The organism is Ensifer sp. (assembly GCF_031989085.1).
Lineage (GTDB): Bacteria > Pseudomonadota > Alphaproteobacteria > Rhizobiales > Rhizobiaceae > Ensifer.
Genome location: NZ_DALZXU010000020.1, coordinates 1 through 7,249, shown reverse-complemented (window position 1 = coordinate 7,249; position 7,249 = coordinate 1). Strand labels below are relative to the sequence as shown.

Sequence of the window (7,249 nt, the reverse complement as noted above, 5' to 3'; positions counted from 1 at the left end):
TAAATGACACTTTTCTGACAAACCCCACAAATCCGGGCTTTCTTCCGCAAAAAAAGTTTGGGACGCGCCCGAACGATGCCTATCCTGGCATTTCCCGGCTTTCGCACACCAAAACCACGCCCCCTCCGGCCACGTCCGCCTTCGGCGCCGGCCACAGACAACCGTGCCACCACAGGCCGAGCACCTACGGCACTTCACAGACGGCGCTGCCGCCTTATCTGCTTCTTCTGGTCGATGTTCACGACACGAAAGGATAGAGCCTTGATGACTGTCCGTCACGTCGCTGCCTTTGGAGCAGCCCTACTCTTGCTGGGCGCCGCCGGCTGCCAGAAGGAACCGGAGGCCGCAGCGCCGCCAACGGGTCCCTGCAAACCGGAGGCCGCCGAAACCCTCGCCGGAAAAGACAGGATCTCCGATGAGGATGCCAAGCGGATCACCGGCGCGAGCATCGTGCGGCAGCTGAAACCCGGGGATCCAGCGACGATGGATTTTCGTGCCGAACGCGTGACGATCGAAACCGACCCGGCGACTGGAAAGATCCTGCGCGCCGTCTGCGGCTAGCTGGCAGGGCAACGCACATCGGCTGGCGCAGCTTGCCGCCAGCCGCTCACACCCGTCCACGGCAGACGGCACGGCCACAAGGGATGGCGACACGAGAGCTGGCGAAAAGGGTTCGCCGACCTATTTCGCAGGTTTGCATTTGGGAAACACCATCGATCCGCTTCAAAGCGAAAGGGACATGCAAATGGCAAAGAACACGATCTGCGTCTGGTACGACAAGGACGCCGAGGCCGCGGCCCGCTTCTACAGCGAGGTCTTTCCCGACAGCGCGGTCACGGCCGTGCATCGTGCGCCTGGCGACTACCCATCCGGCAAGGAAGGCGACGTGCTGACGGTGGAGTTCACGGTGGCGGGCGTTGCCTGTCTCGGCCTCAATGGCGGCTCCGCGTTCAAGCACAGCGAAGCCTTCTCGTTTCAGATCGCCACCGAAGACCAGGAAGAAACCGATCGCTATTGGAACGCCATCGTCGGCAATGGCGGTAAGGAGAGCGCCTGCGGCTGGTGCAAGGACAAGTGGGGCATTTCCTGGCAGATCACCCCGCGCGTACTGACGGATGCAATCGCGGCGGGCGGCGGCGAGGCCAAGCGCGCGTTCGAAGCGATGATGACCATGGGGAAAATCGACGTCGCAGCGATCGAGGCGGCGCGGCGCGGTTGATCTCTGTTCAAGGCAAGCAGTTAGTCGCGGCCAGTGAACGGCAGCAGCCGTGCCGACGGTCTTTCTTTGCAGCGCGGCGCTTTGTCAAACGCGGCAGTATCGACACTGCTGCACGTTCATTCCCCGCCATAGCGGGCTCTCGGGCGGATCAGGTGGCCGCTTTCCACCTGCTCCATCGCGTGGGCGAGCCACCCGACCGTGCGCGCCAGCGCAAAAATTGCTATCGGCGCCTCGTCCGGCAGTTCGAACGTGGCCGCAAGCGCTGAAAGGGCAAAATCGACATTTGCGGGTTCGCCGAGAAGCTCCTTTCCCGCATCGGCCAACTGGCCATAAAGCGGCGGCGCGTCGAAGCAGGCCATGATGGCCACGGCACGCGGATCACCCTTCGGATAAAGCCGGTGACCGAAGGCACGCACGGCGCCTTCCGACGACAGCATGCCGCGTATCGCCTCGCGGACACCGACCATGTTGGCACGCTCGACAAGTTGCGCCACGCTGAACCAGGCGCCACCGTGGCGCGGACCGGTAAGTGCCGCAAGGCCCGACAGGACGGATGCCGAAAGTGCCGCTCCGGATGAGGCGGTCACGCGCGCCGCAAACGCCGACACGTTGAGCTCATGCTCGGCTGTCAAAACCAGCGCCTTGCGGATCGGTTCTGCCGCCTCAGGCCGTGCCCATCCACGTGCCAACCGCTCGTGCAACGGCAACGGCTCTGGCCACGGCGCCAGTGCTGCGGCCACAGCCGACAGCACATCGGCCGCCTCCGCCCGCAAAGCCTGAGGCGCGCGACCAAGGGCCGGCAGGTCCTCGGTGACGCGCGCGGCAAGCGTCAAGAACGCCGAGGCCAGGCGGGATCCACCCGCCGCCGTCGCCTTCGAGGCATGAAGCGAAATTGCCGGCGACTGCCAGAGCAGGGCCGCGACCTCTTCCAGATCAGCCGCGACGGACAGCTCGACGGCGCCGTGACCCCGGTACGACAGGCGCCCGTCGGCAATGCTGGAGATCATCGTCGAAAGGATCGGATCGCCCCATCGGATCGTTTCGGCGGCGACCGCCGATGTGCGCGGACGGCCCGCATGACGCTCGGCCAGTCGCCTGACGTCGTCGGCCTGATAGAGGCTGCGGCGGGCGTCGAGCGGATCGGTCTTGGCGCGGATGCGCCCGCGGCTGACATTGGCATAGAGCGTCTGCGGCTTGGTGCCGAGCTGGCTGAGCGCGTCTTCGGCCGTGATCCAGAGTGTTTTCATATTGATCGAATTTATCAAGATTGACGTCAATACATCTAAGCCGGACCCTTCGGGACGTAAAGGAGAAACGTCTATGAAGAACGGACTTGAAGATGTCATTGCCGCCGAAACGCAGCTCTCCGATGTGGATGGCGCGGCAGGACGGCTGGTCATAAGGGGCGTGTCGCTCGACCATCTCGTGGGCGATGCCTACTACGAGGATGCCGCTGTGCTTCTGCTTGATGGCCTGATGGAGCAGCCGCTGTCGGAAGAGGACCTGCGGCGACGCCTGGGACAGGCGCGGGCGGAGATTTTCGCCCACGTGGCCGCCATCGACGACGGCCTCCTGCGCCTGCCGCCCGTCGACATCATGCGCGCACTCGTCGCGCGGCTATCAGATGCTGCCGATTTCGCGTCGGCGCTTCGCCTGCTGGCCGCACCCGCGGTTTTCCTGCCGGCCATCCTGCGCCGGAAGAAGGGCTGTGAGCCGCTGGCGCCGACACCGTCGCTTTCGCAATCGGCAGACATCCTCGCCATGCTCGACGGCCGCCGGCCAAGCGCGGAAAAGGTAAGAGCCCTCGATGCCTATCTCGTCACGATATCGGACCATGGCCTCAACGCGTCGACCTTCGCCTCGCGGGTGATCGCCTCCACCGGCGCGGGCCTCACGTCGTCGGTTCTCGGCGCGATCGGGGCCCTGAAAGGGCCGCTACACGGCGGCGCGCCCGGCCCGGTCCTCGACATGCTGGATGCGATCGCAACGCAGGGGAATGCCAAACCGTGGCTCGCCGACGCCCTTGATCGCGGCGAGCGGCTGATGGGGTTTGGCCATCGGATCTATCGCGTGCGAGACCCGCGCGCCGATGCGCTCAAATCCGCATTGAAGCCGCTGATCGAGGCCGGCGAAGTCGATCGCGGCCGCGTCGAACTTGCCAAGGCGGTCGAGCAGGCGGCGCTGGCGATCCTGAAGGAGCGCAAGCCGGACCGCCCGCTCGATGTCAATGTCGAATTCTATACGGCGCTGCTGCTCGAGGCCCTCGGCTTCCCGAGGGATGCCTTTACCGGCGTCTTCGCCATCGGCCGCACGGTCGGCTGGATTGCGCATGCACGCGAACAGGCGCTCGAGGGCCGGCTGATCCGTCCACGTTCGGTCTATGTCGGACCGATGCCGAAGGCGGCCTAGATCGGCGCGAGCACGTATCGGCGCTGGTGAAAAGGTCTGGGAAAGTGGGGCGAGCGGCTTTGGCCGCTCGCCCCTTCGGGCCCGGGCCCGATCGGGTGCGGGGCGCATCGCCCTTGGGTCAGTTCGCTCAGGGGTCAGTTCACGGAATGTGGAACTGTCGCTGCGGCCTCTTCAGCGGCCTTCTTGGCCGCCAGTCTGAGCGTCGCTGCGAACGCCGATGGCGCTATGCCGTCGGCACGCAACACCTGCCTGATCAGCGGATCCCTCAATACCTCTGCCATGGTCATATCTGATGTCATCGTCGTTCTCCCTCACGACTTCTGCTGCAACGACCCTACCGGATCGACATGGCTTTCGTTGTTCCACTGGGAACAGGCGGAACGATGGCAGGAGGACGTGAGCGACCACGCCGCTATGGTAGAGAATCATTAACCATGGTTAGCTAGGTATCGTCACCAATACCGCTGGCTGCTTCGCGCAGCCTTCATCAGCATTGGCCGTTTTCCATGCAAAAGACACCGCTTGCGGCATTCTCCCGGCATCTCGGCGTTTTCACCGCATTGGCTTCCTTCGCGCTCGCCGTGCCGTCGCTTGCCCAGTCCGTTTGGACCGGTGGCTCGGACAACGAATTCAGCAACGGCGCGAACTGGAACCCCACTCTGCCCGGGTCCGGCGATGCCGCAGTCGTCAATGACGGCTCCCCTCAGGTTACCAACGCCGCGACGATCCGCGAGCTCGGCGTCGACGGCGGCAATGTCACCATCACCAATACCGGAGCGCTGACCGTCACCGGCGGCAGCACCATCGCCTCGGGCAGCGTCAGCCTCAATGCCGGCGGCGCGTTGAACTCGGATGTCGAGCTCAACGGCGGCGGCCTGACCGTCGACGGCGACCTTAACGGCAAGCTGACGCTGAACAACGGCAACGTCTCGGTGAACGGGACGCTCGACAGCGCCGCGATCGGCGCGGCGACCGCGCTTTCCAACAATGGCCAGGTCGGCGACGTCAATGTTTCGGCCGGTGGCACCTTCGTCAACAACAGCGGTGCTATCGCGGGCAATGTCAGCAATGCCGGTACCGGCTCCAATGCGGGCACGCTCGATGCGCTGACGAACACGGGCGGCAACTTCACCAACAACACCGGCGGCACGATCACGGGAAAGACGACGGTTTCCGGCGGCACGGTGACCAACAATTTCGTCGTGACCGACGCCGACGTTGCAGCGGCCGCGGCCTTCGTCAACAACAACGGCGCAACCGCGGGCAAGGTCACGAATTCAGGCACCGTGTCGAACGCCGGCACCATCGCCTCCCTCGACAACAGGGATGGAAGCTTCGCCAACAATTTCGGGGGCGAAGTGACCGGCGAGACGACGGTTTCGGGCGGCAGCGTCACCAACAACGCGACGCTCGGCACGGTGAGCGTCGGCGCCGGCGGTGCCTTTACCAACACGTCGGGCGCCACCGCTGGCGCCGTCACCAACAGCGGCATCTCGTCCAATGCCGGGACAGTCGCCTCGTTGACGAACACGGCGGGCAACTTCACCAACAATGCCGGTGGCACGATTGCAGGCAAGGCAACGGTTGCCGGCGGAACAGTCACCAACAACTTCGTCGTGACGCAAGCGGATGTCGCGGCCGCGGCCAACTTCGTCAACAACAGCGGCGCAACGGTCGGTGCGCTCGCCAATGCCGGCAACACCTCCAATGCAGGCACGGTCGCTTCCTTGAGCAATACCGGCGGCACCTTCACCAACAATGGCGGCGGCACTGTTACCGGCGCGACCGTGGTCACCGGCGGCCGTGTCGTCAACAACGCCGCATTTGCCGATGTCGATATCGGCACGGACGGCACCTTCATCAACAACAGCGGTGCGACGGCCGGTGCGGTGAAAAATGCCGGGGCCGGTTCGAACGACGGAACCATCGCATCGCTTACGGTGAGCGATGGCCTGTTTTCCAACACAGGTACGATCAGCGGCGCGGCGACGCTTTCCGGTGGTGCGCTCGTCAACGACGGCGTTGTCTCAGGTGGCGTCGACGTCTTCGACGGTGGACTTCTGTCCGGCAGCGGCGTCGTCGGCGGATTGACGGTCAATGCCGGCGGCGTGTTTTCACCCGGCCCGGGCCTTCAGACCGTGACGGTCAACGGCGACGTGACCTTCCGATCGCAATCCATCTATCAGGTAGAGGTCGATACCACAGGCCTTTCCGATCGCCTCGACGCGTCCGGCGCGGTCGATATCGAAGGTGGCACACTCGAAATTCTGGCCGGAAGCGGCACTTACGCTCCGACGACCGACTACACCATCCTGACGGCCGGCAGCGTCACCGGCGCCTTTGACGATGTCACCAGCAATTTTGCCTTCCTGTTGCCGACCCTGACCTATGGCGCGACCAGCGTCGCCCTCACGCTCGATCGCAACGACGTGCATTTCGCCGACGTGGCGGCGACGGCGAACGGCCAGGCGACGGCGAACGCGGTCGAAGCGCTCGGGCCGACGAACCCGCTGTTCCTGAGCGTCGTGTCGCTGGATGCCGAAACGGCCGGCGGCGCCTTTACGCAGCTGAGCGGAGAGGCGCATGCCTCCCTCATGAGCGAACTGTTGTGGGATAGTCGCTTTCCGCGCCAGGCGATCATCGACCGAACCGGCCCGCCGCAGGATCGCAGCCGCCGGCCGCAGGACGACGTAGCGTTCTGGACATCGGGCTATGCGGCCGCCAACCGGCTGTCGGGCGACGGCAACGCAGCCGGCGTCGATGCGCGCACGGCAGGTGTGTTCTTCGGAGCGGATGCGGCGATTTCCGACACGTGGCGTTTCGGCGGCCTCATCGGCTACAGCCATCTCTCCATGCAACCGCAAGCGCGCGCCGACGCCTATCACGCCGGCCTCTATGTCTCCGGCGCGGTCGGTGCGCTGGACCTGGTGGCAGGCGCGATCTATTCACACAACGAGATCTCGACCCGGCGTGATGTTGCCTTCGGTTCGCTGTCTGAACAGCTGACGGCCGATTACGACAGCGCCACCCGCCAGGTTTTTGCCGATCTTTCCTGGACGCTTGCACTCGACGACATCCGGCTGCAGCCATTCGCCAACGTCGCCTATGTCGATCTCGATACCGACGCGTTCAGCGAGGCGGGCGGCACGGCTGCGCTGTCATCGGCCGACGGCTCGGACGCGGTGACGATATCGACTGTTGGCCTACGCTGGTCGGCAGACATTCCCGGAAGCGAACTGCCGGTCGCCGCCTCCGGCATGCTGGGCTGGCGCCATGCGGCTGGTGACTTGACGCCTTCAGCGCGCCTTGCCTTCGCCGGCGGCAGCCTGTTCACGATCGGTGGCGTTACGATGCCGGGCGACGCGCTGGTGCTGGAGGCAGGCATTTCCGCAAGACTGTCGGCAAATGCCCGGGTAACGCTAAGCTATCTCGGCGAATTCGCAGGCCGCATGCAGTCGAACGCCGCGCGGGCAAACCTGATCGTCAATTTCTGAGCCTCAACGTACTGCGCCCCGCAGACGCAAAACACCTCCGGATCGCTCCGGAGGTGTTTTGAGAACGCAGCCCTGAAAGGTCACGGATCGGCCCGAACGCCTCGGCTCTGGTCGCGGACGCGTTCGG

General features: G+C 64.8%; 7 protein-coding genes. 5 read left to right on the top strand and 2 right to left on the bottom strand.

What is annotated here, in order from left to right; translation table 11 throughout:
• From RTP54_RS30950 to RTP54_RS30940, 3 genes are all read left to right on the top strand, one after another.
• Positions 1 to 257: hypothetical protein (locus RTP54_RS30950; protein ID WP_312367891.1), on the top strand; the 257-nt coding region annotated here is incomplete at its 5' end.
• Between the two features lie 7 nt (positions 258 to 264).
• A complete protein-coding gene (locus RTP54_RS30945; protein ID WP_312367889.1) occupies positions 265 to 561 on the top strand; it encodes an I78 family peptidase inhibitor in 297 nt (98 codons plus the stop codon).
• Positions 562 to 745: 184 nt separating this feature from the next.
• Positions 746 to 1,219, top strand: coding sequence for a VOC family protein (locus RTP54_RS30940; protein WP_112818692.1), 474 nt, complete (start codon positions 746 to 748; stop codon positions 1,217 to 1,219).
• Positions 1,220 to 1,335: 116 nt separating this feature from the next.
• Here the strand turns inward: RTP54_RS30940 and RTP54_RS30935 are convergent, their stop codons facing one another.
• Complete coding sequence (locus RTP54_RS30935; protein ID WP_312367886.1) at positions 1,336 to 2,466, bottom strand: citrate synthase; 1,131 nt, start codon at positions 2,464 to 2,466, stop codon at positions 1,336 to 1,338.
• A gap of 73 nt (positions 2,467 to 2,539) precedes the next feature.
• On the opposite strand from RTP54_RS30935, the gene RTP54_RS30930 reads away from it, so the two are divergent.
• The gene (locus RTP54_RS30930; RefSeq protein WP_312367885.1) at positions 2,540 to 3,628 is read left to right on the top strand and encodes a citrate synthase/methylcitrate synthase; all 1,089 of its coding nucleotides are present in this window, start codon (positions 2,540 to 2,542) and stop codon (positions 3,626 to 3,628) included.
• 134 nt (positions 3,629 to 3,762) lie between these two features.
• On the opposite strand, the gene RTP54_RS30925 is transcribed toward RTP54_RS30930, so the two are convergent.
• Positions 3,763 to 3,927, bottom strand: coding sequence for a hypothetical protein (locus RTP54_RS30925; protein WP_162703691.1), 165 nt, complete (start codon positions 3,925 to 3,927; stop codon positions 3,763 to 3,765).
• A gap of 207 nt (positions 3,928 to 4,134) precedes the next feature.
• On the opposite strand from RTP54_RS30925, the gene RTP54_RS30920 reads away from it, so the two are divergent.
• Positions 4,135 to 7,122: an autotransporter domain-containing protein gene (locus tag RTP54_RS30920; protein ID WP_312367884.1), complete on the top strand. Its 2,988-nt coding sequence runs from the start codon at positions 4,135 to 4,137 to the stop codon at positions 7,120 to 7,122.
• Positions 7,123 to 7,249 lie beyond the last annotated feature (127 nt).